Origin of the sequence: Modestobacter sp. VKM Ac-2978 (genome assembly GCF_026968025.1) — a bacterium.
Classification (GTDB): domain Bacteria; phylum Actinomycetota; class Actinomycetes; order Mycobacteriales; family Geodermatophilaceae; genus Modestobacter.
The window spans coordinates 1-23,788 of sequence record NZ_JAPVBP010000005.1; the positions used below are offsets into that span (position 1 = coordinate 1).

Genomic DNA, 23,788 nt, shown 5'->3' on the forward strand with positions numbered 1-23,788 from the left:
GGGAGAGTAGGACGCCGCCGGACATAACTCCCAGGACGGGGTCACAGCTACGGCTGTGGCCCCGTTCCTGCATTTCCAGGCCAGCATCACGGGCACCGTCCATGCGATGTACGAGTTGTCCTCACCATGCCGGTCCCGGCGTCGGTGGAGCAGTGGGACGGCGTCATGTGGAGCAGCCGTGCCCGGCATCGACCGGCGGGCCGCCCCACCGTGGGCGCCACGTCACGTGACGCAACCGGTCAACGACGGCGATCGGCCGGCGTGCTGGTGGCTCCGATGTTCTCGTCGAGCCACCGGTTCAGCGGGGAGAAGGCGCGCCACGCGTCGCGGACCCGCTCGAGCGCCGCGCGGGTGTGCAGCCAGTCCGCCGGCGCCCACTGCTGGGCGCCGTGCAGGGACTTGTGCCGGAGCAACTCGATCCGTGGGTGGTCCGCCGGCCAGCCCCGTGGAGTCCGGATCAGCGTGTCTCCGTCGACCTCGTAGTCCGCGTCGCGCAGCCGGCGCACCACGTCCGCCAGCCGGGCGCCCTGCACATCGTCGCCGACGGCCCGGCGGTACCGCTCCACCTGGTCGGGCTGCAGACGCCAGGAGCCACCCGCGACGCGCAGACCGTCTGCGGACACCTGCACGTAGACCGAGCCCAGCCCCGCGCCGTCCGGGTGGAACACCGCCCCCTGGTGGATCTTGTAGGGCGTCTTGTCCTTGCTGAAGCGCACGTCCCGGTACGGCCGGAAGAGCTTGGGCGTACCGAACTCCGGCGCGAGCTCGTCGGCCAGCGCCTGGAGCGGCGCCCGGACGTGTTCGTCGTAGCTCGCCCGGTGCTGAGTCCAGTAGGTCTTGCTGTTGTCCGCCTCGAGGCCCTCGTAGAAGACCAGGGCTTCGTCGGGGAAGCCGGAGAACGTCACGGTGCTGCTCGCTCCTCGTCGTGCTCGTCGTCGTCCAGCCGCGTCGTCCAGCGGAGCTGGGACAGCGGGGCGGCGCCGGTGTCCAGCGTCCGTGTCCACCCGTCCGTTGCCCAGCCCGCCGAGCCGAGGAACCGTCCGGTCGCCAGGTCGTCCTCGGGGACCCATGTGTGCAGGGAGCGGACCCTGCGCTCGGTGGCCAGGTCGGCGACCGCAGCGAGCAGTCGGCTCCCGTGACCACGCCGGCCCCAGCGGGGCTCGACGAGCAGGGTGGCGAGGTCGGCGACGTCGGGGTCGTCCGTGGGGCCGTAGGCGGCGAACCCGACCACGGTCCCCGACTCCACGGCGACCAGCACGCCGTGTTCGGACGTCGGGGGCGCGGCCACCGCCGTCCGCCAGGTCGTCGTGGCGGCGTCGTCGTCCCACTCGTCGAGCACCTGTGCCGGGAGGAGGGAGCGGTAGGCGGTCCGCCAGGTGACCACCTGGACGCGGGCGATCGCCTCCGCGTCCGCGGCGGCCGCCGGTCGTACGGACACGTCGGCGCGGCCGGTCAGTCCGCGTCCCTTCGGCAGCTCCATCGGGGCAGCGTAGGCGGTGGGTCGGGTGACCGGCCTCGGCGTCCGCGGGGGCCGACTGCCTGGGTCTGCTTGGATCCCGGGCCATGGAGCACGAGGTCGTCCAGCCACCGAAGGCCCGGGCGGGAGACCGGATCGCCGTCCTGTCGCCGTCGTTCGCCGCGCCGGGGGCGTACCCCGCAGTGCACGAGCAGGGGATGCGACGGCTCGCCGAGGTGACTGGTCTCGTCCCGGTGGAGTACCCGACCACGCGGCAGGTCGGCGCCTCGGCCCAGGCGCGGGCGGCCGACATCGACGCGGCCTTCGCCGATCCCTCGATCCGCGGCATCCTGGCCTCCATCGGCGGCGAGGACCAGATCACGGTCATCCCGCACCTGGACAGCCGGCTGCCGTGCGCCGATCCCAAGCCGTTCCTCGGCACCAGCGACAACACCAACCTCCACCAGTGGTTGTGGGCGAACGGCGTCGCGAGCTTCTACGGCGGGTCCTCCCAGGTGCACCTGGGGCCCGGTCCCGGCGTCGACGACGTGCACGCGCGCTCGCTGCGCGCCGCGCTGACGACCGGCGGGTCGCTGGAGGTCACCGACCCGGGGGAGTCGGAGGACGTGGGCGTCGACTGGGACGACCCCCGTGCGCTGGAGTCGTCCGGCGAGCGGGAGGCGACCGAGCCCTGGGCCTGGGATGGCCCCGCTCGCTCGGTCACCGGGCGCACCTGGGGTGGCTGTCTGGAGGTCCTCCAGTGGGTCCTCACCGCGGGCAGGTTCCCCTTCGACGCCGCTGTGCTCGAGGGCGGGGTGCTGCTCCTGGAGACCTCGGAGGAGCTGCTGCCGGCGCGCGAGGTCGGCTGGATCGTCCGATCGCTCGGGGAGCGCGGCATCCTCGGTGCGGTCGCTGCCGTCCTGCTCGCCCGACCACCGGTCTCGGACTTCAGCCGTCGCCCGGCTCCGGAGGAGCGCACCCGCCTGCGTGCGGAGCAGCGGGACGTCGTCGTCGAACTCGTCGCGCGCTACAACCCGGAGGCGGTGGTCTGCACCGGCGTCCCGTTCGGCCACACCCGGCCGCAGTGGGTCCTGCCGCACGGCGGCAGTGTCACCGTGGACGGCGTCCAGCAGCGGGTCCACGCGGACTACTCCTGAGCCGTCCGGGCGCTGGGCGACCGGAGCGTCGGACCGGCAGGGCAGGATCGGCGGGGTGACGTCCTCCGTCGAGCGGCTGCCCGCCGGGCTGGCCCGCCGCATCGCCCTGGCCGCTCAGGGTTTCGCCGAGCCGCGGCCCACCGGCAGCGTTGGCACCCGGCAGCTGCGCCGGACCGCCGAGCGGCTGGCCGTGGTGCAGATCGACTCGGTCAACGTGCTGTCCCGGTCCCACTACCTCCCCTTCTTCAGCCGGCTGGGTCCCTACCCGCGCAGCGACCTCGACGCCGTCTCGAACCGGCGGCACGACGTCTTCGAGTACTGGGCGCACGAGGCGTCGTTCCTGCCGGCCCGGCTCCACCCGCACCTGCGCTGGCGGATGGCCGCGGCCGACCGGGAGGCGTGGGGCTCGATGACCAGGGTGCAGCAGGAGCGCCCGGAGTACGTGGCGGCACTGCTGGCGCGGGTGCGCACCGACGGGCCGATCCGGGCCAGCCAGCTGCAGGAGGAACGGCCCAACCGGCCGGGCAGCATGTGGAACTGGCACGCCGGCAAGGCCGCGCTGGAGTACCTGTTCTTCACCGGTGCGCTCACCGCGCGCGGGCGCACGGCCGGCTTCGAGCGGGTCTACGACCTCCCGGAGCGGGTACTGCCGCGCGCCGTCTTCCAGGCGCCGACCCCGGAGCGGCCGGACGCCGTCCGGGAGCTGGTCCGCACGGCGGCGCGGGCGCTCGGGGTGGCCACCGAGTTCGACCTGCGCGACTACTTCCGGCTCGCCCCGGTCGACGCCCGGACGGCGATCGCCGAGCTGGCCGACGCGGGCGAGCTGCAACCGGTCGAGGTGGTGGGCTGGGACCGGCCGGCCTGGCTGGACCCGCAGGCGCGACGGCCACGGTGGATCCGGGCCCGCGCGCTGCTGTCCCCGTTCGACTCCCTGGTGTGGGAGCGCCCGCGGGTCGAGCGCATCTTCGGGTTCCGCTACCGGCTGGAGATCTACACGCCGGCCGCGAAGCGGGTGCACGGCTACTACGTGCTGCCGTTCCTGCTCGGCGACCGGCTCGTCGCCCGCGTCGACCTGAAGGCCGACCGGCAGGCCGGCGTGCTGCGGGTGCAGGGCGCTTTCGCCGAGCCGGGTGTCGACACCGCCGAGGTCGCCGCCGCACTGGCCGACGAGCTACGGCTGATGGCCGACTGGATGGCCCTGGACGAGGTGGTGGTGGCCGGCCCGGGTGACCTGGCCCCCATCCTGGGCTCCGCCCTCGCCGGCGGCGCCGTCCCCAGCTGAACGGCTCCTGGATCAGCGCCCCGGGGCAGCAGCGGCGCGGCGCAGGCGCAGGTCGCCGGAGACCGAGGTGAGCAGGAGGGAGAGAGGTTCTCCCTGCGTCGCGTCCGAGCCGGGGGTGTCGGCGTCGAGGTCGGAGGTCAACCGGCCGGAGATGCTCTGCACGTCGAGCCACACCCGCAGGCCGGGCTCGACGGCGACCGTCGTGTCGCCGGAGACCGTGGTGACCCGGACCGTGCCCGAGACGGCCCGCTCCACCCGGACGTCCCCCGACGCCGTCTTCGCGGACACGTCGGTCGCCACCCGGCCGAGCACCACGTCGCCGGAGGCGGTGCGCACGTCGACCGGGCCACGGACGTCGTCCAGGTGCAGGTCGCTGGAGGCGGTCGTGATCGTGAGCGGACCGTCGACCCGGTTGGTCCGCACGTCCCCGCTGGCCGAGCGGACCCGGAGCTCGGCGGCGTGTTCGACCGTGACGTCACCGCTGGCGGTGGTGACGGTGACGCGGCCGTGAGACCCGCTCAGTTCCGCACCGCCGGACGCGGTCGCGATGGTGACGTCCGCGTCCGGCGGGGTGGTCACCTCGACCCCGTACCGCGGGGTCCGGGCCATGCGTCGTTCAGGCACCGCGACACGCAGCGCGGTGCCGGTGGCCGACACATCGATGCGGTCGAGCAGCTGGTCGCCGGCTCCGTCGAGCGCCTGGACGGTGACCACCACCTCGGTGGCGCCCTCCACCGCGCGGACCGCGACCTGACCGGCAGGGTTGCGCACCTCGATCGTGCGGGGTGGGTCCGCCGGCGGGAAGCGGTGGGTTCGGACGGTCACGGGGACTCCAGGTCTGTCAGCTCCGGGCGAAGCCGGAGTAGCGGCGAGGGCCGCGCGCGGAGCGCGGCGGGTCGGTCGGTTCCCGCAGGCCGTCGGCGACGGCGCGGACGAGCCAGGCGTTGAGCGAGAGGCCGGCCGCGGCGGCGGCCGTCTCGGCGCGGGACTTCAGTGCCTCGGGGAGCCGGAGGCTGATCCGGGCGACGGCCCCGTCGTGGTCGGCCTCGGGCTCGTCGAGCGGAGGACCCGGGACCGGCTCCGGCTCGTGGCCGGGATCGGGGGTGTGGACGACGACGACCTCGGGGTCGCGGCCGCGGACCCGGATGTCGACCAGCCCGCCGTCCCAGGCGGCGGTGACCTCTGCGGCCATCGCCGAGAGGGCCTCGGTGACGGTGAGCCGGACGGCGGGTTCCAGCGCATCGGCGAGCAGTCGGGCGGTCTCCTGCGCCTGCTCGGTGCCGGCTGCCGCGGCCGCGGTCAGTGAGCTGCGGAGGGCGTCGACGTAGTCGGTCAGGTCCATGGCCGCCATCGTGACGTCAGCTGCGGCCGCGCGATCGGCGGGGTCGGCTGCGTCGGCGCTGGTCCGGGGAGGGGTGGCTCACTGCGACCCGCCGCCGAGCCAGCGTGGACGGCGACCGTGGCGGTGCCGGGTGCGCGGCTGTGCGTCGGGTGGCGTCTTCGGCGAGCGTGGCGCCACGGCCTTCTGCAGGTCCTCAAGGTGTGTCCAGTTCTCCATGACATCAGCATGGCACCACTGTGACGTCACATCAAGCGGCACGGTGACGTCGGCGGAGGTCGTGGCCGGGGTGAGGCGGGTGGTGCTGCTGTCGTCCTCCGGGTCCAGCGGCTCCCTGCTGCTGCAGGGGACAGCGGCCTCCCCCCGTACGCTCGACAGGTGCCCGCCATCGCCCCCCTGAAGGTGCAGGTCGTCGCGCAGACGCAGTTCACCCCGCCGGCGGACGTGCCCTGGGAGACCGACGCCGACGGCGGGCAGGCGCTCGCGGAGTTCGCCGGGCGGGCCTGCTACCAGTCCTGGACCAAGCCGAACCCGACCACGGCGACCAACGAGGGCTACCTGCGACACATCCTCGAGGTCGGCCACCTGTCGGTGCTCGAGCACGGCACCGTGACCATGTACCTCTCCGGCGTCTCGCGGTCGCTGACCCACGAGCTGATCCGGCACCGCCACTTCTCCTACAGCCAGCTGTCCCAGCGCTACGTGCCCGAGCAGGACGCCGCCGTCGTCGAGCCGGCGGTCATCGCCGAGGACCCCGAGCTGCACGAGAAGTTCCTCGCCGCCACCGATGCCGCACTGGCCGCCTACGCCGAGCTGCTCGAGGGGCTGGAGAAGCGCTTCGCCGACGTCCCGAACGCGACGCTGCGCCGCAAGCAGGCCCGGCAGGCAGCCCGTTCGGTGCTGCCGAACGCCACCGAGACCCGCATCGTCGTCACCGGCAACTACCGGGCCTGGCGGCACTTCGTGGCCATGCGGGCCAGTGAGCACGCCGACGTCGAGATCCGCGAGCTGGCCATCGCCTGCCTGCGCGAGCTGCAGGACGCCGCCCCGCACGTCTTCGGTGACTTCCGGATCAGCGAACTCTCCGACGGCACCGCCGTCGCCGCGAGCCCGCTGGTCGCCGAGGGCTGACCCGCCACCGTTCCGTCCCCACCCACGATCGCGACGAGGAGTCGACATGCCCGACGTGGCCGTCCAGCCGGAGGTCGACACGCAGTACGAGGACCTGCTCCGCCGGGTCCTGGAGACCGGGACGCCGAAGGACGACCGCACCGGCACCGGCACGCTGAGCCTGTTCGGGGAGCGGCTGCGCTACGACCTGTCCAGCTCCTTCCCGCTGGTGACGACGAAGTCGGTGCACTTCAAGTCGATCGCCTACGAGCTGCTGTGGTTCCTGCGCGGCGAGGGCAACGTCGGCTGGCTGAAGGAGCACGGCGTCTCGATATGGGACGAGTGGGCGGCCGAGGACGGCAGCCTGGGCCCGGTCTACGGCGTCCAGTGGCGGTCCTGGCCCACGCCGGACGGCGGGTCGATCGACCAGCTCTCCGCCGTCCTGGACACGCTGCGCACCAACCCGGACTCCCGGCGGATGGTGGTCTCGGCGTGGAACGTGGCCGCCCTGCCGGAGATGGCGCTGGCTCCCTGCCACGCGCTCTTCCAGTTCCACGTCGCCGACGGCAAGCTCTCCTGCCAGCTCTACCAGCGCAGCGCCGACCTGTTCCTCGGCGTCCCGTTCAACATCGCCAGCTACGCGCTGCTGACCCGGATGGTCGCCCAGCAGGTCGGCCTCGAGCCGGGCGACTTCATCTGGGTCGGCGGGGACTGCCACATCTACCGCAACCACCTGCCCCAGGTGCGCGAGCAGCTCTCCCGGGAGGTGCTGCCCTTCCCGCAGCTGGAGATCGACCCGGCGCCGTCGCTGTTCGACCACCGCTACGAGGACTTCCGCGTCGTCGACTACCGGCACCACCCGGCCATCCGGGGTGCGGTGGCGGTGTGACCGATCCGGCGACCCCGCGGCGCACGGTGCGGATGGTCTGGGCCCAGACCACCGACGGCGTCATCGGCGCTGACGGCGCACTGCCCTGGCACCTGCCCGAGGACCTGCGGTTGTTCAAGGCGCTGACCGTGGGCGGCACCGTGGTCATGGGCCGCCGCACCTGGGAGTCGCTGCCGGCGCGGTTCCGGCCGCTGCCGGGCCGCCGCAACGTGGTGCTCAGCTCGACGCTGGACCCGGCGGAGCCCGGGGCGCAGGTGGTCCGGTCGGTGACCGAGGCACTCGCGCTGGACGGCGACCTGTGGGTGATCGGCGGCGGGGCGGTCTACGGCGCGTTCCTCCCCTACGCCGACGAGCTGGTGGTGACCGAGGTCGACGTGCAGCTGCCGGGTGACACCTGGGCACCCCGCCCGGGCCCGGACTGGGCGCCGGGTACGCGGGTGCCCGACCCCGGTTGGTCGGAGTCGACGACTGGGCTCCGCTTCCGGGTCACCCAGTGGGGGCGTGGGACGGTCGCCCCGGACCTCGTGGCCCGCGTCCTCGCCGAGCACGAGCAGACCTGGGTCGCCGCAGGGCGGTCCGGGGGTGTCGGGGCGGGCCGGTAGATTCCAGGCCATGACCCCGGCCACGACCACGGACCCCGCCCGACCGTTCGGGCGCGTGCTCACGGCGATGGTCACCCCGCTCGCCGAGGACGGCACGATCGACCTCGCCGGCGCCCAGGAGCTCGCCGCGCACCTCGTCGACCGGCAGTCGCACGACGGCCTGGTCGTCTTCGGGACCACGGGTGAGTCGCCGACCATCAGCGACGGCGAGCAGCACGCGGTGCTCGAGGCCGTGCTGGACGCCGTCGGTGACCGGGCCATGGTGGTCGCCGGCGTCGGCACGAACGACACCGCGCACTCCATCGAGAAGGCCCAGTCGGCGGCCCGGCTCGGCGTGCACGGCCTGCTCGTCGTCACCCCGTACTACAACAAGCCCCCGCAGGCCGGGCTGCTGCGGCACTTCACCGCGGTCGCCGACTCCACCGACCTGCCGGTGATGCTCTACGATATCCCGCCGCGCTCGGTGGTCCCCATCGAGGTGGAGACGCTGGTCCGCGCCGCGGAGCACCCGAACATCGTCGCGGTCAAGGACGCCAAGGGCGACTTCGGCGCCCTCATGCAGACCCTGGCCCGCACCGACCTCGCCTACTACTCCGGCGAGGACATGCTGAACCTGCCGCTGCTCGCCGTCGGCGCCGTCGGCGTGGTGAGCGTCGTCGGGCACCTGGTCGGCACCCGGCTGGCCGAGCTGATCGCCGCCGTCGAGGCCGGCGACCTGGCCCGGGCGCGGGAGGTCAACGACGAGCTGCTGCCGGTGTACACCGGCATCTTCCGCACCCAGGGCACGATCATGGTCAAGGCGGCGCTGCGCGAGCTCGGGCTCCCGTCCGGCCCGGTGCGCCCGCCGCTCGTGGACGCCACCGAGGAACAGGTGGCGCAGCTGCGCGTGGACCTCGCCGCCGGAGGTGTCGTGCTGTGACGACGTCGAACTCCCCGCAGCCCCACCTGGACCTGAAGGCCCCGCCGCCCCTCCCGGCCGGCGGCCTGCGGGTGATGGCGCTGGGCGGGCTGGGGGAGATCGGCCGGAACATGGCCGTGCTCGAGTTCGACGGCCAGCTGCTGATCATCGACTGCGGGGTGCTCTTCCCCGAGGCGGAGCAGCCCGGCGTCGACCTGATCCTGCCCGACTTCGGGGTCATCGAGCACCGGATGGACGACATCGCCGCCGTCGTCCTCACCCACGGGCACGAGGACCACATCGGCGCCGTCCCCTACCTGCTCCGGCTGCGCGCCGACATCCCCCTGGTCGGCTCCCGGTTCACCCTCGCGCTGGTCAAGGCCAAGCTGCGCGAGCACCGGATCGACCCGGTGCTGGTCGAGGTGGCGGCCGGGGACGACCACCTGGCCGGGCCGTTCCACTGCGAGTTCATCAGCGTCAACCACTCCATCCCCGACGCACTCGCCGTCGCGGTGCACACCCCGGCGGGCACCCTCGTGCACACCGGCGACTTCAAGATGGACCAGCTGCCCCTCGACGGCGTGCTGACCGACCTCGGCGCCTTCGCCCGGCTCGGGGTCGAGGGCATCGACCTGCTGCTGAGTGACTCCACCAACGCCGAGGTGCCCGGGTTCGTCACCTCCGAGCGCAGCATCGGCCCGGTGCTGGGCTCGGTGTTCGAGCGCGCCTCCCAGCGGCTGATCGTCTCCAGCTTCGCCAGCCACGTGCACCGCATCCAGCAGGTGCTCGACTGCGCGGCCGAGCACGGGCGCAAGGTCGCGCTGGTGGGCCGTTCGATGGTCCGCAACATGGGGGTCGCCCAGGACCTCGGCCTGCTCCGGGTGCCTCCCGGGCTGATGGTCAAGCTCGACGAGGCCACCGCGATGCCCCCGGAGCAGGTGGTGCTGGTCAGCACCGGCTCGCAGGGGGAGCCGCTGTCCGCGCTGGGCCGGATGGCCCGCGGTGACCACCACCAGGTCACCATCGAGGCCGGCGACACGATCATCCTGGCGTCCTCGCTGGTGCCCGGGAACGAGACCGCCGTCTACAAGGTGATCAACGGCCTGGCCCGGCTCGGCGCCACCGTCGTGCACAAGGAGACGGCCCGGGTGCACGTCTCCGGGCACGCCCCGGCCGGGGAGCTGCGCACCCTGCTCAACGTGGCCAAGCCGAAGTACCTGATGCCGGTGCACGGGGAGTGGCGGCACCTGCGGGCGCACGCCGCGCTGGCTCAGGAGACCGGGATGAGCCGCGACCGCATCCTGCTGGCCGAGGACGGCGTCGTCGTCGACCTGGTCGACGGCAAGGCGTCGATCGTGGGCAGCGTGCCGATCGGCAACGTCTACGTCGACGGGCTCAACGTCGGCGACGTCGGCGAGGAGTCTCTGCAGGCCCGGCGGATCCTCGGGGACGAGGGCTTCGTCGCGCTGACCGTGGTCATCGAGCCCTCGACCCGCACCATCGTGCGGCCGGTGCACCTGTCGACCCGGGGCTTCTCCGACGACCCGGCCGCCTTCACCGAGGTGCTCGCCCTGGTGGAGGACGAGCTGAAGCGGGCCCTGGCGGCCGACGAGCAGGTCGACGCCCACCGGCTGTCCCAGGTGATACGCCGGACGGTCGGCAAGTGGGTGTCGGACACCTACCGCCGCCGGCCGATGATCATCCCCACCGTCCTCGAGGTCTAGCCGGGAGCGGATCGGGACGACGACGTCGCCGGGTCAGCTGATGCGCTCGGCGGTGACCACCAGGTTGTCGACGTAGCTGCGCGCGCCGCGGTCGAAGTCGCCGGTGCAGGTGACCAGCCGCAGCACGTCCTCCGTCGTCGCGCCGAACACCGCCGCCGTCGGGAACTCGTCCTTGGGCACCTGCTCGCTGCCGGTCACCTCGTACCGGGCGACGGCGCCGCCGGCGACGGTCACCTCGACGACGTCGCCCGGCACGAGGTCCCGCAGGTCGGCGAAGACCGCCGGCCCGGCCGTGGAGTCGACGTGACCGAGGAGGACGGTCGGGCCCCGTGACCCCGGCCGGCCTCCGCCGGTGAACCACCCGGCGTCGTCGAAGTCCGTCGGCACCTCGGCCGTGCCGTCAGCGGCCAGGCCCAGGTCGACCAGGTCGCGCCGGACCCCGATGGCCGGGATCGAGAGCGACTCCGGTTCCGGCACCGCGGCCGGGTCGAGCACCGTGGCGCCGACCGCCGCCGGTGCGGATGCCGCCGGCGGCGAGCTGGTCACCGGCGCGACGGCACCGGGCGGTGCCCCGGCCGCGGGACCGCTCACCGGGCCGCCGCACCCGCTGAGCGCGAGGGCCGCACAGCCGGCCAGCAGGGTCCCGCGTCCGGGGCGCACGGATCAGCCCCGGACCGAGCGGCGGTGCAGCCCGAACGCCGCTGCCCCGACCAGGGCGAGGGAGCCGCCGAGCGCGGCCAGCGGTGCGCCGGACGTCCCGTCCTCCGCCGTCCCGCCGGCGCCGGTCTCGATGCCGCCAATCGGCACCTGGGCCAGCTGCCCGCGCACCGCGCCCGCGACGAAGGCCGCGGTGTGGTTGTCGGTGGCGAACGCCGACGGGTCGGCCTCGATCTCGGCGAGGGAGAACCCGCTGCCGGTGTCGGTGCCGTCGGGGGCGACGCCGGTGGTGAACGGGCCCTCCAGGCAGCCGCTGCTCACCAGCTCGCCGCTGCCGTCGTCGACCGGGTCCGGCAGCGCGATCCGCGGCGGACCGGACTCGCCGGCCGCTGCCTCGTGGATGTGCGTCGAGGTCTTCGCCGCGCTCTGGTACGGCGGGGTCACCCCGGTGAGGGTGATGTCGTAGCAGATGATCTCGAGGTCGGAGTTGATCCGGTACATGAAGCTGCCGGAGGCGCCGGGCTCGCCCGGGGTGGGCACCCCGTCGGTGTCGACCACCGCGTCGGGCGTGGCCATCGCGGTGAACGCGCTGGTGAAGGTCGACGGTTCGGCCACCTCCGTCTCGGCGGAGGCGGTGCCGGTTCCGGTGAGGGCGACGACGCCCATCGCCCCGGCGACGACGGCGGCGCGGGCTGTGCGGGTGCGGGTCATGGCTGGCTCCTGGTCTCGGGATCGGACAACGGGGTCTACGGACCCCGGCGCCGTCCCGTTCACCGGCTCAGGAACTCGAGCTCAGGAGGTCGAGCTCAGAAGGTCGAGCGCAGCACGACCGCGCCGCTGGCGTCGACCACCTGGAAGCCCTCGGCGTCGTCGCGCAGGACCGGGGAGTTGAGGTTGCAGAACAGCTCCGCGGGGCCGGTGCCGAGGAAGGCCCCGGCGGGGGCCGCGTCCCCGTCGTCCTCGAGGACGGCGACCCGGTAGACCTCCCCGGCGGTGAAGCCGGCTCCGGCGAGCTTCACCTCCACCCCCCAGGTGTGCGGCACCACGTCGGCGGTCGCGGTGATGTCCGGGTCGGTGACCTCGACGGCCACGCTCTCCAGCGGCGGTGGGGGAGGGACCGGCCGGACCAGCCAGCCGACGGCGAAGGCCGCGGCAGCCGTGGCCAACACCAGCGAACCGGCGGCGAGCCGGGTCCGTCGGCGGCGCCGGGCCGGATCGGCCCGGGGGAGTGCGCCCTCGGCGGCGATCCGGGCCAGGACGGCGTCGGCCAGCCCGGGCGGGGGCGCCGGGTCCTCGTCGAGCCGGTCGGGGTCGGCGTCGGCGAGCCGGGCGGCGATCGGGGCCAGCTCGGCCAGCTCGGCGCGGCAGGCGGCACACCCCTCCAGGTGGGCCCGCACCACGGCGCGCTCGTCGGGGCTGCCCGCCCCCAGGGCGTACACGCCGAGCTCCTCGCGCAGTGCACGGTGCGCCTGTTCCTCGTTCACGGTTCCACCCCCATCTCCTCCATCGCCAGCCGCAGTGCCTTCAGGCCGTAAAACACCCTGCTGCGCAGTGTGCCCACCGGTACGCCGAGCTCCGCCGCGACCTCGGCGTGCGGCCGGCCACGCAGGTGGGTCTCCACGATCGCGGCCCGGTGTTCGACCCCGATCCGACGCAGCGCCTCCTCGACCACCCAGGCGTCGACCAGCCGCTCGTCCAGGGCAGGCCCGGGTGGGCCGGGGTCGTGCCGGGTGCCGTCGGTGAGCTGGCGCTGCCACGGGCGGGCCGCGCCGCGTCGCGCCTCGTCGACCAGCAGGTTGCGGGCGATGGCGAACAGCCAGGTGCGCAGGCTGGCCAGCCCGGGGTCGAAGGACCCCGCGGACCGCCAGGCCCGCAGGAACACCTCCTGCACGACGTCCTGGGCAGCACCCTGGTCACCGAGGTGACGCAGGGCGAAGCGGTAGAGCTCCGGCCCGTGCGCGGCGTAGGCGGCCGGGACGTCGAGGTGGCCGGTCCCGGCCGGTCGCAGCTGCCGCACCATGTCCCACCTCCCGATCGCCGGATGCCCTACCGGTGTGTACGGCGCTGGGACCGGATCGGTTCACCGGGCGTCGTGCCCGCGTTACGGACGCACGATCTCGATCGGGGTGATCCCCTCTGCCTCGGGCAGGCCGAAGCCGAGCACCTGGGCGTAGAAGGACAGCTCGCCGTCCAGGGCGGTGCGGATGTTCTCCGCCTTGCGGAAGCCGTGCTGCTCGCCGGCGAAGAGCACGTAGGCGTGCGGCACGCCCTTCGCGCGGAGGGCCGCGACCATCAGCTCCGCCTGCTCGGGCGGCACCACCCGGTCCTCGTCGCCCTGGAAGATCGCCAGCGGGGTGTCCAGTGCGTCGGTCGCGTTGATCGGCGAGCGCTCGGCGTAGACGTCGGCGCCGGCGGGCCACGGTGCGATCAGCCCGTCGAGGTAGCGGGACTCGAACTTGTGCGTGTCGGCGGCCAGCGCGGCCAGGTCGGCGACGCCGTAGTGGCTGGCCCCGGCAGCGAAGACGCCCGGGCGGAAGGTCAGCGCGGCCAGCGTGGTGTACCCGCCGGCCGAGCCGCCGCGGATCGCCAGCCGCGCCTGGTCGACGCGCAGCCCGGCGGGGCCGTCGCCGGAGGAGAGGTACCGGGCGCAGGCGACGACGTCGTCCAGGTCGGCGACGCCCCACTGCCCCTTCAGCGCCTCGCGGTAGCGCCGGCCGTAGCCGGTGGAGCCGCGGTAGTCGACGTCGGCGACGGCGAACCCGCGGGAGGTCCAGTACTGGACGCCGAGGTCCAGCACCGACCGGGCGGCGGCGGTGGGCCCGCCGTGCACGAGGACCAGGAGCGGCGGCAGCTCGTCGTCCGGGCCGGTGACCTGCGGGTTGGTCGGCGGGTACACCAGCGCGTGGGCCTCGGCGACCCCACTGGGCCCGGGCTCGGTGGGGAAGGTGACGTGCTGGGGGCGGGAGAACCAGGCCGGGTCCAGGCCGAGGTCGCGGGCCGGGCGGAGCACCTCGGGGGCACCGTCGGGACCGACCCGGAGGACGACCGCCTCGGACGCCGGGCCGCCGGCCACGCACACCACGCCGTCGGAGGCGCCGCGCACCTGGCCGAAGGCCCAGTACGGCAGGTCGAACTCGCGCGCCGTGCCGTCGGTGTCGAGCACGGCGAGCCGGTCGGCGCCGTCCCGGCCGTAGGCGAGCGCCACCCGGCCGTCGTCCAGCAGGTCGAACCGGCTCTGCCCGAAGACCCACTGCGGCCCGGCGATGTCGCTGCCGGCGTCGAACACCAGCTCGACCTCGCCGTGCGGCCGGCGCCGGTACAGCGACCAGACGTCCGTGCGGTCGGAGAGCCACCACAGCGCGGCGTCCGCGCCCCACACCGGCTGGACGACCGACTCGCCGTGCCCGCCGGCGATGACGTGCTCATCGCCCGCGCCGTCCCGGACCACCAGCTGGGCACCGTCCCACGGCATGTCCGGGTGGTCCCACCGCAGGAAGGCCAGCGCGGGGCCGTCGGGTTCCCGGCGCGGGTCGGAGACGAAGTCCGGCCCGCTGACCAGCACCTCCACGGTGCCGTCGGCGGCGACCCGGACCACCTCGTTGACGACCTCGGTGGCCAGGCCGGAGGCGGTGTGGGTCTCCCGGACCGCCAGGACGCCGTCGCCGTCGGCGTGCAGGTCGGCGAACCGGACGCCGGCGGGGACCTCGGGCTCGGGGGTGACCGCCACTGGTTCGCTGCTGCCCGGCGCCACCCGGTACAGCCGCTGGTCGGCGAAGTCGGTGAACCAGATGGTGCCGTCGGCCACGGTCCAGGCGCCGCCGCCGTACTCGTGCACCCGGGTGCGGGCGTTCCAGGGGGAGGGGAGCAGGTCGGTCGTCGTCCCGTCCGGCGCGCGGCGGACCAGCACGGTGCGGCCGCCCTCGCTGGGCCGGCCCTCGGCCCACCAGACGTCCTCGCCGTCCACGACGACCTCGCCGAGCCTGGCCGCGGCGCGCACCACGAGCTCGGAGGTGATCGGCGTCGGCCAGCTGCCGTGGGGGAGGGTCTGCTCGGGGGCGGTCACCCGGTCACGCTAGCCAGCCGGGCGGCTGGGTGTCAGCTGAGCCCGAGCCGGACACGCGGCGCTGAATGGACCCCGGCCACCGGCATCCCGATTACCGTCTGACGCATGCCTGCTCGCGCGTCGACGTCGAACCGGGCGCCTGCACGCGGCAGCGCCCCCGCACGCCCGCGCTCGGGCAGCACCGCAGCCAAGAAGCGCCCCCCGGCCAAGCGCGGGTCCACCGCGGCCCGCCGCCCGCCGCCGAAGAAGAAGCAGGGCACGCTCGCCGGCAGTCTCTGGCGCGGCGCGTCGGGCGCCTGGGGCCTGCTGGCCCGCGGCGCCGGCGGCGTGGCCCGCTCGGTCGCCCGGCCGGAGGAGGCCGAGCCACTGGGCCCCGAGCACCGCCGGGACGGCGTCGGCCTCGCGGTGCTCGGCCTGGCGATCGTGCTGGGCGCGGCGGTCTGGACCGGCGGGATCGGTCCGGTCGGCGCCGGCCTGGCCACCGGTGTCGAGTGGACGATCGGCGCGCTCACCGTCGCACTGCCGGTGGTGCTGTTGCTGGTCGCGCTGCGGCTGCTGCGGCACCCCCCGCACCCGGAGTCGCGCGGGCGGCTGATGATCGGCTGGCTCAGCGTGATCGCCGCCGTCGTCGGCGTCGCCCACGTCGTCGGACCGGACGCCGACCCGGCGGACCGGACCGGTGCCGGCGGCCTGCTCGGCTGGGCGGTCGGCATGCCGCTGACCGCGGGCGTCGGCCCGATCGTCACCGTGCTGCTGCTGGTCCTGCTCGCGTTCTTCGGCGTGCTCGTCGTCACCGCCACGCCGGTGCACCAGGTGCCCGAACGCCTGCGGGAGTGGGCCGACCGGCAGCTGGGCCGGGACGGCGACGAGGAGTACGACGACTACGACGAGTACCAGGACGAGGAGCCGGCGACCGAGCCGGTCTCGCGGGTCCGCAGGGGGCGCAAGGCCGCGGCCCCGGCGGTCGAGGACACCCTGGACACCGGGATCATCGACACCGCCGCGCTGGACGACGCCCCGGAGGCGGTCGTCCACGAGCCGGCCCCCGAGCCCGTGCCGGTCCGCCGTCCGGCGATCATCGACCGCACGGCTCCGCCGGAGGACCTGCCGCCGATCGAGGAGCCCGAGCAGCTCCGGATCCAGCCGGTCGAGGGCGCCTACACCCTGCCCTCGGTCAGCGTGCTGCGCGCGGGCACCCCGCCGCGGGCGAAGTCCAAGGCCAACGACGTCGCCATCGAGGCGATCACCGGGGTGCTCGAGCAGTTCAACATCGACGCCGCCGTCACCAGCTACACCCGTGGCCCGACGGTGACCCGCTACGAGATCGAGCTGGGCAACGCGGTCAAGGTCGAGAAGATCACCGCGCTGACCAAGAACCTCGCCTACGCCGTCGCCAACGACAACATCCGGATCCTGGCGCCCATCCCGGGCAAGTCCGCGGTGGGCGTCGAGGTGCCCAACACCGACCGCGAGACCGTCAGCCTGGGCGACGTCATGCGCTCGCAGGTGGCCAAGCAGGACCCGCACCCGATGCTGGTCGGCCTGGGCAAGGACATCGAGGGCGGCTTCGTCTGCGCCAACCTCGCGAAGATGCCGCACCTGCTGGTGGCCGGCGCCACCGGCGCCGGCAAGTCCAGCTGCATCAACTCGCTGCTGACCTCGCTGCTGCTGCGGGCCACCCCGGACCAGCTGCGGATGATCCTGGTCGACCCGAAGATGGTCGAGCTGACCCCGTACGACGGCATCCCGCACCTGATCACGCCGATCATCACCGACCCCAAGAAGGCCGCGACCGCGCTGGCCTGGCTGGTCGAGGAGATGGAGCAGCGCTACCAGGACATGCGGTCCACCGGCGTCCGGCACATCGACGACTTCAACAAGAAGGTCGAGCGCGGGGAGATCACCACCCCGCCCGGCAGCGAGCGGGTCTACCAGCCCTACCCCTACATCCTCACGATCGTCGACGAGCTCGCCGACCTGATGATGGTCGCGCCGCGGGACGTCGAGGAGTCGATCGTCCGGATCACCCAGAAGGCCCGTGCTGCAGGGATCCACCTGGTGCTGGCCACCCAGCGCCCGTCGGTCGACGTCGTCACCGGCCTGATCAAGGCCAACGTGCCCTCCCGGCTGGCCTTCTCCACCTCCAGCCTCACCGACAGCCGGGTCATCCTCGACCAGCCGGGTGCGGAGAAGCTGATCGGCATGGGCGATGCGCTCTTCCTGCCGATCGGCGCCGGCAAGCCGATCCGCGTCCAGGGCGCCTACGTCTCCGACGCCGAGATCGAGGCGGTCGTCGAGTTCGTCAAGCGCCAGGGCGAGCCGGAGTACCGCGAGGAGGTCTTCACCGCCGCGGCGGGGGAGAAGAAGGAGATCGACGAGGACATCGGCAGCGACCTGGAGCTGCTGGTCCAGGCCGTGGAGCTGGTGGTCACCAGCCAGTTCGGCTCCACCTCCATGCTGCAGCGCAAGCTGCGGGTCGGCTTCGCCAAGGCGGGCCGGCTGATGGACCTGATGGAGAGCCGCGGCATCGTCGGGCCGTCGGAGGGCTCCAAGGCCCGGGACGTGCTCATCAAGCCCGACGAGCTGGAGTCGGTCATGTTCACGCTGCGCGGGAGCGAGTAGCCGGGGGATCCGGTGGCGCCGGGCGGAATGTGGGACGGCGCCTACGATGGTGCGGTGCCAGCCCTGCCCAGACCCATGACATCCCCCGAAGGGCAGCCCGCCGGTCCCGCTCCCCGGCGCGTCGCCGTCGTCACCCTCGGCTGCGCCCGCAACGAGGTCGACTCCGAGGAGCTCGCCGGCCGGCTGGCCGGCGACGGGTACGAGCTGGTCGCCGACGGCGAGGCCGCCGACGCCGTGCTGGTGAACACCTGCGGCTTCATCGAGAGCGCGAAGAAGGACTCGGTCGACGCGATCCTGGCCGCCACCGACTCCGGCGCCGAGGTGATCGCCGTCGGCTGCATGGCCGAGCGGTACGGCGCCGAGCTGGCCGGGGCGCTGCCCGAGGCCACCGTGCTGGGCTTCGACGACTACGGCGCCATCGGCGACCGGCTGGACGACGTCCTCACCGGCCGGCCGCTGGTCCCGCACACGCCACAGGACCGGCGCACCCTGCTGCCGATCAGCCCGGTGCAGCGCAGCGCGGCGGTGCAGGCCCCGGACGCCCCGGCCATCCCCGGCCACGACTGGCTGCGGCGCAAGCGGCTGGCCAGCGGCCCGTCCGCGGCGTTGAAGATCGCCTCCGGCTGCGACCGGCGCTGCTCCTTCTGCGCGATCCCCACCTTCCGCGGGTCGTTCGTCTCCCGGCCGGCCGGTGAGGTGCTCGGCGAGGCGCAGTGGCTGGCCTCCCAGGGCGTCACCGAGATCGTCCTGGTCAGCGAGAACTCCACCTCCTACGGCAAGGACACCGGCGACCTGCGCTCGCTGGAGAAGCTGCTGCCCCAGCTGGCCGCCATCGACGGCGTCGTCCGAGTGCGGGTGGCCTACCTGCAGCCGGCGGAGCTGCGGCCGGGCCTGCTCGAGGTGATCGCCGCGACCCCGGGCATCGCCCCCTACTTCGACCTGTCGTTCCAGCACTCCTCACCGACGCTGCTGCGCCGGATGCGGCGCTTCGGCGGCACCGAGGACTTCCTCGGCATCATCGAGCGGGCCCGGGCGCTGGCGCCCGGGGCGGGCTTCCGGACCAACGTCATCCTCGGGTTCCCGGGGGAGACCGAGGACGACGTCGTCGAGCTCGAGCGGTTCCTGACCGAGGGGCGGCTGGACGCCGTCGGCGTGTTCGGCTACTCCGACGAGGACGGCACGGAGGCGCTCGGCCTGCCCGGCAAGCTGGACCAGGACCAGATCGACGCCCGGGTGCGGCGGATCACCGACCTGGTCGAGGAGCTCACCGCCCAGCGTGCGGAGGAGCGGATCGGCAGCACCGTGGAGGTGCTGCTGACCGAGGACCTGTCGGTCGACGACGAGCCCGGCATGTGGGCCGGCCACGCCGCCCACCAGGACCCGGACGCCGACGGCACGACGACGGTCTCCGGGGTGCCCGCCGACGCGGTCGCCGGACAGGTGGTGCGGGCCGAGGTGGTCGACACCGAGGGCGTCGACCTGGTCGCCCGCGCGCTGCTGCCCGTGCCTGCCGCGTCAGCTGTCGCCGAGACGGCCGGGGTCTGACCGGATGAGCGCGGGTGTACCGGCCGACCCGGCGGCGACGCCGCCGGAGAGCACCCGCCTGCTCAACCTGCCCAATGCGCTGACCATGCTGCGGCTGGCGGTCGTGCCGCTGTTCGCGGTGCTGCTGCTGTCCGACGGCGGGGCGGACGACGGGCGCCGTGCCTGGGCCACCCTCTTCTTCGTCGTCGCGATCATCACCGACCAGCTGGACGGCATGATCGCCCGCCGCACCAACCAGGTGACCGAGTTCGGGAAGCTCGCCGACCCGATCGCCGACAAGGCGCTCACCGGGACGGCGCTCATCGGCCTGTCGGTGCTGGACCTGCTGCCGTGGTGGGTGACGCTCATCATCCTGGCCCGCGAGCTGGGGGTCACCCTGCTGCGGTTCTGGGTCATCCGGCACGGGGTGATCGCCGCCAGCCGCGGCGGCAAGGCCAAGACCGTGCTCCAGTCGCTGGCCATCGGGATGTACATCCTGCCGATCGACGGGCTGTTCGGGTCGGCCCGCTGGTGGGTGATGGCGGCGGCCTTCGTGCTGACCGTCGTCACCGGCATCGACTACGTCTACCGGGCGGTGAAGCTGCGCCGCACCAGCGCCCGGGCCATGCGGGCCGCCGCGACCAGGCGGGCAGGCGCAGGCGACGAGCCCGGCGCCGGTGGGGGCCGCCGGGGCACCGTGGCGTGAGCTCGCCCGACGCTGCCGAGACCGCGCAGCAGGTGCACGCAGCCCTGCTGGCCCGCGGTGAGACGGTCGCGGCCGCCGAGTCGCTGACCGCCGGCCTGTTCTGCGCGACCCTCGCCGCGGTGCCCGGCGCCAGCGCCACCCTCCGCGGGGGAGCCGTCGTGTACGCCACCGACCTGAAGACGACGCTGGCCGGGGTCGCCCCGGAGCTGCTGGCCGCCTCCGGCCCGGTGAGCGAGCCCACCGCGGCCGCGCTCGCCGAGGGCATCCGCAGCCGCTGCGCCGCCACCTGGGGCGTCGGGATCACCGGGGTGGCCGGCCCCGACCCGGTCGACCAGCACGGGCCGGGGCGGGTCTACCTGGGTCTCAGCGACGGGCTGGTCACCGTCGTCCACGAGCTGGACCTCCCCGGGGACCGGGCCGCGGTGCGCGCCGGGGCGGTGCAGGAGGCGATGGCGCGGCTGCTGGGCCGGCTCGCCGAGCACGCGCTCCCCGGGAAGGCGGAGGACGACGGGGGTGTTACGCCATGAGCGGACGGACCTCCACCGGCACGGTGACCCGGGTCATGGCCGCGTACGGTGAGCACACGGCGTCTCCCGGTCGACCCGGTCGGTGGCGCTGCTCGTTCGACCTGCTCGTCAGAGTGGACAGGAGACGGCCATGACGCTGCTGCGCACCCAGCTGGGGAACACCCTGCGGGGTCACCGGCTGCGCCAGCGGCGGACGCTGCGCGACGTCTCCGGCGCGGCCCGGGTGAGCCTCGGGTACCTCTCGGAGGTCGAGCGTGGCCAGAAGGAGGCGTCCTCGGAGCTGCTGGCCTCCATCTGTGACGCCCTGGACGTGGAGCTGGCCGACCTGCTGGCCGAGGTGAGCCTGGAGATGCGGCTCGCCGACCCGGCCGGGCACCCGGTCCGCCCGGTCGCGGTCGCCCGTCCGGGAGCCGGCGACGACGACGCTGCCGCGGCGGCTGCAGCGGACGGGCCCGCCGAGCAGGAGGCTGCCGCGGCGCCGGTCGCCGAGCCGGCCCTGGCCCTCGTGGGCAGTGGCCAGTCGGCCCGTTCGGCCGCCCGGGCCCGTGGGGCCGTCTCGCTCGCTGCCTGAGGAAGGACCCCGCTGCCCCCCGCCCTTCGCGAGCTCAGGGCGGGCCCCTGCACCGGGGCCGGGGTCGCGGCCCCGTGCACCGGGCCAGTCGGTCTGGGCCGGGTTCGTCCAGCGCGGGCGGGTGGGCGCGACACGAACTGCGCTCAGGGTCCACCTCCTTGACCCAGTGCGACGGAACGGGCACAAAGTGTCCATGTCTTCCCCAGGATCCCGCCCCCCGCTGCCGCAGCACCCCTCGCTCCCGGTGCCGACCGTCACCGGTCGTGGCGGGGTCACCGTCCTGGAGGCGGACGCCGCCGAGTCCGCGGCCGCCGAGGCCGCGGCTGCGGGCGGGCAGCACCTGACGACCCCGGTGCCGGTCGGGGCCGCGTTCCTGCAGCCGCCGGCACCCGGCCACCACGTGACCGCGCCGGTGCCCTCGCTGACCGTCGCCGTCCCGGCCCCGCGCCCCACCGCCCCGCGTCCGGACGCCCGCCGTCCCGGGCGGGCCGGTGTGCCGATGAGCCGCACCCGGCGCGGCCTGCTCACCGGGGCCCGCACGGCCTTCGCCGAGCGCGGGGTCCGCAAGACCACGATGCAGCACGTCGCCGCCGCCGCCGGCGTCGCCAAGGCCACCCTGTACAACCACTTCCGGACCAAGGACGACGTGGCGCACGCGCTGATCGCCTTCGAGCTGGACCGGCTGGCCGCGCTCGCCGCCGAGCTGCCGCTGACCGTCGCCGTCCCCGCGCTGGCCGAGGAGGTCGGCGGGCACCCGGTGCTGCGTCGGCTGGCCGAGACCGAGCCGGAGACCCTCGTGCAGATGATGGGGCTGGACGCCGACCGCTGGGGCGACGTCGTCGTCACCCTCGGCTCGGCGCTGCGGATCTCCCGCCCGGAGGCCGAGCTGGTGTGCCGCTGGCTGCTCGGCCTGGTGCTGCAGCCGGGCACGGTGCAGGAGCGGGCCGCGCAGGCCGCCGTCGTCACCGGGCAGCTCGTCGGCTGACCCACCCGCGCCGCACCCTCGGCCGTCCCGGTCCCCGCGGACCGGGACGGCCGCGCGCCGTCCAGCCGGCACAGCGGTCCGTCGACCCGGCGACGTGACATCGTGTCGGGCGGCGCCCAGAGCCGGACCCCGTGCAGACCACGAGCGGAGCGCGTGATGCGGTACCTGTTCCGGCCCCCGGCCACCGAGGCCGCCGGGCTGCTGTCCCTGCCGTGGCACCAGCCGCTGGAGGAGTGGGACGAGGACCTGCTGCTCGAGGTGCCGCAGCGGGGCATCTCGCGGCACGTCGTCCGCTTCACCGCCGCCGAGGGGCGGGTCTTCGCGCTCAAGGAGATCGCCGAGCCGCTGGCCCGGCACGAGTACGCACTGCTGGCCGAGTTCGAGGGCGAGGGGCTGCCCTCGGTGTCGGTGCTGGGGATCTGCATCGACCGGCCCGACGACCAGCAGGCCATCCTGGTCACCCGGTACCTCGAGTACTCGATGTCCTACCGGTACCTGTTCTCCGGTCCGCGCGCCGCGGACGACCCGATGAAGCTGCTGGACACGCTGGTGGAGCTGCTGGTGCGGCTGCACCTGGCCGGCGTCTACTGGGGTGACTGCTCCCTGTCGAACACGCTCTTCCGGCTGGACGCCGGCACCTTCACCGCCTACATGGTCGACGCGGAGACCGCGGAGCGGCACCCCACGCTGTCGGCCCGCAAGCGCGCCTACGACGTCGACCTGGCGCGGGAGCGGGTCGGGGCCGAGTTGATGGACCTGCAGGCCGGCGAGCTGCTGGCACCGGAGATCGACCCGATCGAGATCGCCGAGAACCTGCCGATCCGGTACGACGCGCTGTGGGAGGAGGTGACCCGGGAGGAGGTCTTCCGCGCCGACGAGCAGGCGATCCGGGTCGCCGAGCGACTCCAGCGGATCAACGACCTGGGCTTCGACGTCGGCGAGATCGAGCTGGTGACCTCGGGGGACGGCGCGCGGCTGCGGGTGGAGACCCGGGTCGCCGAGCCCGGACAGCACCGGCGTGAGCTGCTCCGGCTGACCGGCCTGGAGGTGCAGGAGAACCAGGCGCAGCGGCTGCTCAACGACCTGCGGTCCTACCGGGCCTACCTGGAGCAGCGCGGCGGCAGCCCGGTGCCGGAGACCGTCGCCGGCCACCGCTGGCTGACCGAGGTGTACCTGCCGGTGGTGGGCGCGGTCCCCGATGAGCTGGCCGGCCGGCTGGAGCCCGCGGAGGTGTTCCACGAGGTGCTGGAGCACCGCTGGTTCCTCTCCGAGCAGGCCGGGTTCGACGTCGGCACCTGGGTCGCGGTGCGCTCCTACGTCCAGAACGTGCTGCCCCGGATGCCCGCTCAGCTCACCACGCCGTCGGTGATCGCGCACCGCTCCGAAGCCCGCTGAGGGCATTCGCCGAGGCCGCTCGGCGAGAGGAGACGACTGGGTCTCGCTCCGGTTGACAGCCGATGTGAGCCAGGCCACTCTCCGAGTTCCACGGTGACACGAGGTCACGTGGCGCCAACGGAGGCGGTGGTTCGGTGCCGGACGTCAGCAAGGTCGGAAGCGACAGCGTGCAGACCGGTCGGGCCGGTCCGTTCCACTCCCGCAGGTGGCGCAGGGCGTTGTCCGGTGCCGCGGCAGCTGGTCTCCTGAGCTCCGCGCTCGCGGCCTGTGGCAGCGACGAG

General features: G+C 74.1%; 23 protein-coding genes. 14 read left to right on the forward strand and 9 right to left on the reverse strand.

The features are described 5' to 3' along the window. Positions 1-239: 239 nt before the first annotated feature. Positions 240-905 carry a DUF2461 domain-containing protein gene (locus O2W53_RS13280; protein ID WP_269163518.1) on the reverse strand — a complete coding sequence of 222 codons (666 nt, stop codon included), beginning with the start codon at positions 903-905 and terminating at the stop codon, positions 240-242. Then, the gene (locus O2W53_RS13285) at positions 902-1,480 is read right to left on the reverse strand and encodes a GNAT family N-acetyltransferase (protein WP_269163519.1); all 579 of its coding nucleotides are present in this window, start codon (positions 1,478-1,480) and stop codon (positions 902-904) included. The genes O2W53_RS13280 and O2W53_RS13285 overlap by 4 nt, the downstream gene beginning before the upstream one ends. 83 nt (positions 1,481-1,563) lie before the next feature. On the opposite strand from O2W53_RS13285, the gene O2W53_RS13290 reads away from it, so the two are divergent. Next, complete coding sequence (locus O2W53_RS13290; RefSeq protein ID WP_269163520.1) at positions 1,564-2,613, forward strand: LD-carboxypeptidase; 1,050 nt, start codon at positions 1,564-1,566, stop codon at positions 2,611-2,613. A gap of 55 nt (positions 2,614-2,668) precedes the next feature. Further along, entirely contained in the window at positions 2,669-3,895 is a 1,227-nt protein-coding gene (locus O2W53_RS13295; protein ID WP_269163521.1) for a winged helix-turn-helix domain-containing protein, read from the forward strand. A gap of 12 nt (positions 3,896-3,907) precedes the next feature. Here O2W53_RS13295 and O2W53_RS13300 read toward each other — a convergent pair whose 3' ends face one another. Both O2W53_RS13300 and O2W53_RS13305 read right to left on the reverse strand, forming a co-directional pair. Next, positions 3,908-4,720 carry a DUF4097 family beta strand repeat-containing protein gene (locus O2W53_RS13300; protein ID WP_269163522.1) on the reverse strand — a complete coding sequence of 271 codons (813 nt, stop codon included), beginning with the start codon at positions 4,718-4,720 and terminating at the stop codon, positions 3,908-3,910. 16 nt (positions 4,721-4,736) lie between these two features. Beyond that, positions 4,737-5,237 carry a toxin-antitoxin system HicB family antitoxin gene (locus tag O2W53_RS13305; RefSeq protein ID WP_269163523.1) on the reverse strand — a complete coding sequence of 167 codons (501 nt, stop codon included), beginning with the start codon at positions 5,235-5,237 and terminating at the stop codon, positions 4,737-4,739. Between the two features lie 375 nt (positions 5,238-5,612). Between O2W53_RS13305 and thyX the strand changes: the two genes are divergently transcribed. From thyX to O2W53_RS13330, 5 genes are read left to right on the forward strand one after another with little or no spacing between them, the layout of a single operon-like run. Beyond that, positions 5,613-6,365, forward strand: a complete 753-nt coding sequence (gene thyX, locus O2W53_RS13310; protein ID WP_269163524.1) for an FAD-dependent thymidylate synthase — start codon at positions 5,613-5,615, stop codon at positions 6,363-6,365. A gap of 46 nt (positions 6,366-6,411) precedes the next feature. Further along, positions 6,412-7,233 (forward strand): thymidylate synthase, encoded by an 822-nt coding sequence (locus O2W53_RS13315; RefSeq protein ID WP_269163525.1) that lies wholly within the window; start codon positions 6,412-6,414, stop codon positions 7,231-7,233. Beyond that, the gene (locus O2W53_RS13320; protein ID WP_269163526.1) at positions 7,230-7,835 is read left to right on the forward strand and encodes a dihydrofolate reductase; all 606 of its coding nucleotides are present in this window, start codon (positions 7,230-7,232) and stop codon (positions 7,833-7,835) included. The genes O2W53_RS13315 and O2W53_RS13320 overlap by 4 nt, the downstream gene beginning before the upstream one ends. Positions 7,836-7,845: 10 nt before the next feature. After that, a complete protein-coding gene (gene dapA / locus O2W53_RS13325) occupies positions 7,846-8,754 on the forward strand; it encodes a 4-hydroxy-tetrahydrodipicolinate synthase (RefSeq protein WP_269163527.1) in 909 nt (302 codons plus the stop codon). Then, the gene (locus tag O2W53_RS13330) at positions 8,751-10,457 is read left to right on the forward strand and encodes a ribonuclease J (protein ID WP_269163528.1); all 1,707 of its coding nucleotides are present in this window, start codon (positions 8,751-8,753) and stop codon (positions 10,455-10,457) included. The genes dapA and O2W53_RS13330 overlap by 4 nt, the downstream gene beginning before the upstream one ends. A gap of 33 nt (positions 10,458-10,490) precedes the next feature. Here O2W53_RS13330 and O2W53_RS13335 read toward each other — a convergent pair whose 3' ends face one another. The 5 genes from O2W53_RS13335 to O2W53_RS13355 form a co-directional block, all read right to left on the reverse strand. Then, entirely contained in the window at positions 10,491-11,048 is a 558-nt protein-coding gene (locus O2W53_RS13335) for a class F sortase (RefSeq protein WP_269163529.1), read from the reverse strand. Between the two features lie 72 nt (positions 11,049-11,120). Beyond that, entirely contained in the window at positions 11,121-11,825 is a 705-nt protein-coding gene (locus O2W53_RS13340) for a CHRD domain-containing protein (protein WP_269163530.1), read from the reverse strand. A 95-nt stretch (positions 11,826-11,920) separates the two neighbouring features. Next, positions 11,921-12,598, reverse strand: coding sequence for an anti-sigma factor family protein (locus O2W53_RS13345; RefSeq protein WP_269163531.1), 678 nt, complete (start codon positions 12,596-12,598; stop codon positions 11,921-11,923). Further along, a complete protein-coding gene (locus O2W53_RS13350; RefSeq protein WP_269163532.1) occupies positions 12,595-13,134 on the reverse strand; it encodes a sigma-70 family RNA polymerase sigma factor in 540 nt (179 codons plus the stop codon). The genes O2W53_RS13345 and O2W53_RS13350 overlap by 4 nt, the downstream gene beginning before the upstream one ends. A gap of 81 nt (positions 13,135-13,215) precedes the next feature. Next, on the reverse strand, positions 13,216-15,177 hold the full coding sequence (locus tag O2W53_RS13355; protein ID WP_269163533.1) for a S9 family peptidase: 1,962 nt from the start codon (positions 15,175-15,177) through the stop codon (positions 13,216-13,218). Between the two features lie 105 nt (positions 15,178-15,282). Between O2W53_RS13355 and O2W53_RS13360 the strand changes: the two genes are divergently transcribed. The 7 genes from O2W53_RS13360 (at position 15,283) to O2W53_RS13390 (ending at position 23,507) form a co-directional block, all read left to right on the forward strand. Next, positions 15,283-17,799, forward strand: coding sequence for a DNA translocase FtsK (locus tag O2W53_RS13360; RefSeq protein ID WP_269163534.1), 2,517 nt, complete (start codon positions 15,283-15,285; stop codon positions 17,797-17,799). 75 nt (positions 17,800-17,874) lie between these two features. Then, positions 17,875-19,344 (forward strand): 30S ribosomal protein S12 methylthiotransferase RimO, encoded by a 1,470-nt coding sequence (rimO, locus tag O2W53_RS13365; protein WP_269163535.1) that lies wholly within the window; start codon positions 17,875-17,877, stop codon positions 19,342-19,344. Positions 19,345-19,348: 4 nt separating this feature from the next. Beyond that, positions 19,349-20,029 carry a CDP-diacylglycerol--glycerol-3-phosphate 3-phosphatidyltransferase gene (gene pgsA / locus O2W53_RS13370; RefSeq protein WP_269163536.1) on the forward strand — a complete coding sequence of 227 codons (681 nt, stop codon included), beginning with the start codon at positions 19,349-19,351 and terminating at the stop codon, positions 20,027-20,029. Then, complete coding sequence (locus tag O2W53_RS13375; RefSeq protein ID WP_269163537.1) at positions 20,026-20,556, forward strand: CinA family protein; 531 nt, start codon at positions 20,026-20,028, stop codon at positions 20,554-20,556. The genes pgsA and O2W53_RS13375 overlap by 4 nt, the downstream gene beginning before the upstream one ends. 130 nt (positions 20,557-20,686) lie before the next feature. Then, entirely contained in the window at positions 20,687-21,127 is a 441-nt protein-coding gene (locus O2W53_RS13380) for a helix-turn-helix domain-containing protein (protein WP_269163538.1), read from the forward strand. A gap of 193 nt (positions 21,128-21,320) precedes the next feature. Continuing rightward, positions 21,321-22,112, forward strand: coding sequence for a TetR/AcrR family transcriptional regulator (locus O2W53_RS13385; protein WP_269163539.1), 792 nt, complete (start codon positions 21,321-21,323; stop codon positions 22,110-22,112). 156 nt (positions 22,113-22,268) lie between these two features. Then, entirely contained in the window at positions 22,269-23,507 is a 1,239-nt protein-coding gene (locus O2W53_RS13390; RefSeq protein ID WP_269163540.1) for a DUF4032 domain-containing protein, read from the forward strand. Positions 23,508-23,788: the final 281 nt, after the last annotated feature.

Excerpts from the sequence above, each read along its gene's own strand:
- dapA (WP_269163527.1), top strand. The coding sequence starts at position 7,846 with ATGACCCCGGCCACGACCACGGACCCCGCCCGACCGTTCGGGCGCGTG.
- O2W53_RS13340 (WP_269163530.1), bottom strand. The coding sequence starts at position 11,825 with ATGACCCGCACCCGCACAGCCCGCGCCGCCGTCGTCGCCGGGGCGATG.
- O2W53_RS13390 (WP_269163540.1), top strand. The coding sequence starts at position 22,269 with ATGCGGTACCTGTTCCGGCCCCCGGCCACCGAGGCCGCCGGGCTGCTG.
- O2W53_RS13290 (WP_269163520.1), top strand. The coding sequence starts at position 1,564 with ATGGAGCACGAGGTCGTCCAGCCACCGAAGGCCCGGGCGGGAGACCGG.
- O2W53_RS13385 (WP_269163539.1), top strand. The coding sequence starts at position 21,321 with ATGTCTTCCCCAGGATCCCGCCCCCCGCTGCCGCAGCACCCCTCGCTC.
- O2W53_RS13350 (WP_269163532.1), bottom strand. The coding sequence starts at position 13,134 with ATGGTGCGGCAGCTGCGACCGGCCGGGACCGGCCACCTCGACGTCCCG.
- O2W53_RS13285 (WP_269163519.1), bottom strand. The coding sequence starts at position 1,480 with ATGGAGCTGCCGAAGGGACGCGGACTGACCGGCCGCGCCGACGTGTCC.
- rimO (WP_269163535.1), top strand. The coding sequence starts at position 17,875 with ATGACATCCCCCGAAGGGCAGCCCGCCGGTCCCGCTCCCCGGCGCGTC.
- pgsA (WP_269163536.1), top strand. The coding sequence starts at position 19,349 with ATGAGCGCGGGTGTACCGGCCGACCCGGCGGCGACGCCGCCGGAGAGC.
- O2W53_RS13360 (WP_269163534.1), top strand. The coding sequence starts at position 15,283 with ATGCCTGCTCGCGCGTCGACGTCGAACCGGGCGCCTGCACGCGGCAGC.
- O2W53_RS13305 (WP_269163523.1), bottom strand. The coding sequence starts at position 5,237 with ATGGACCTGACCGACTACGTCGACGCCCTCCGCAGCTCACTGACCGCG.
- O2W53_RS13380 (WP_269163538.1), top strand. The coding sequence starts at position 20,687 with ATGACGCTGCTGCGCACCCAGCTGGGGAACACCCTGCGGGGTCACCGG.
- O2W53_RS13315 (WP_269163525.1), top strand. The coding sequence starts at position 6,412 with ATGCCCGACGTGGCCGTCCAGCCGGAGGTCGACACGCAGTACGAGGAC.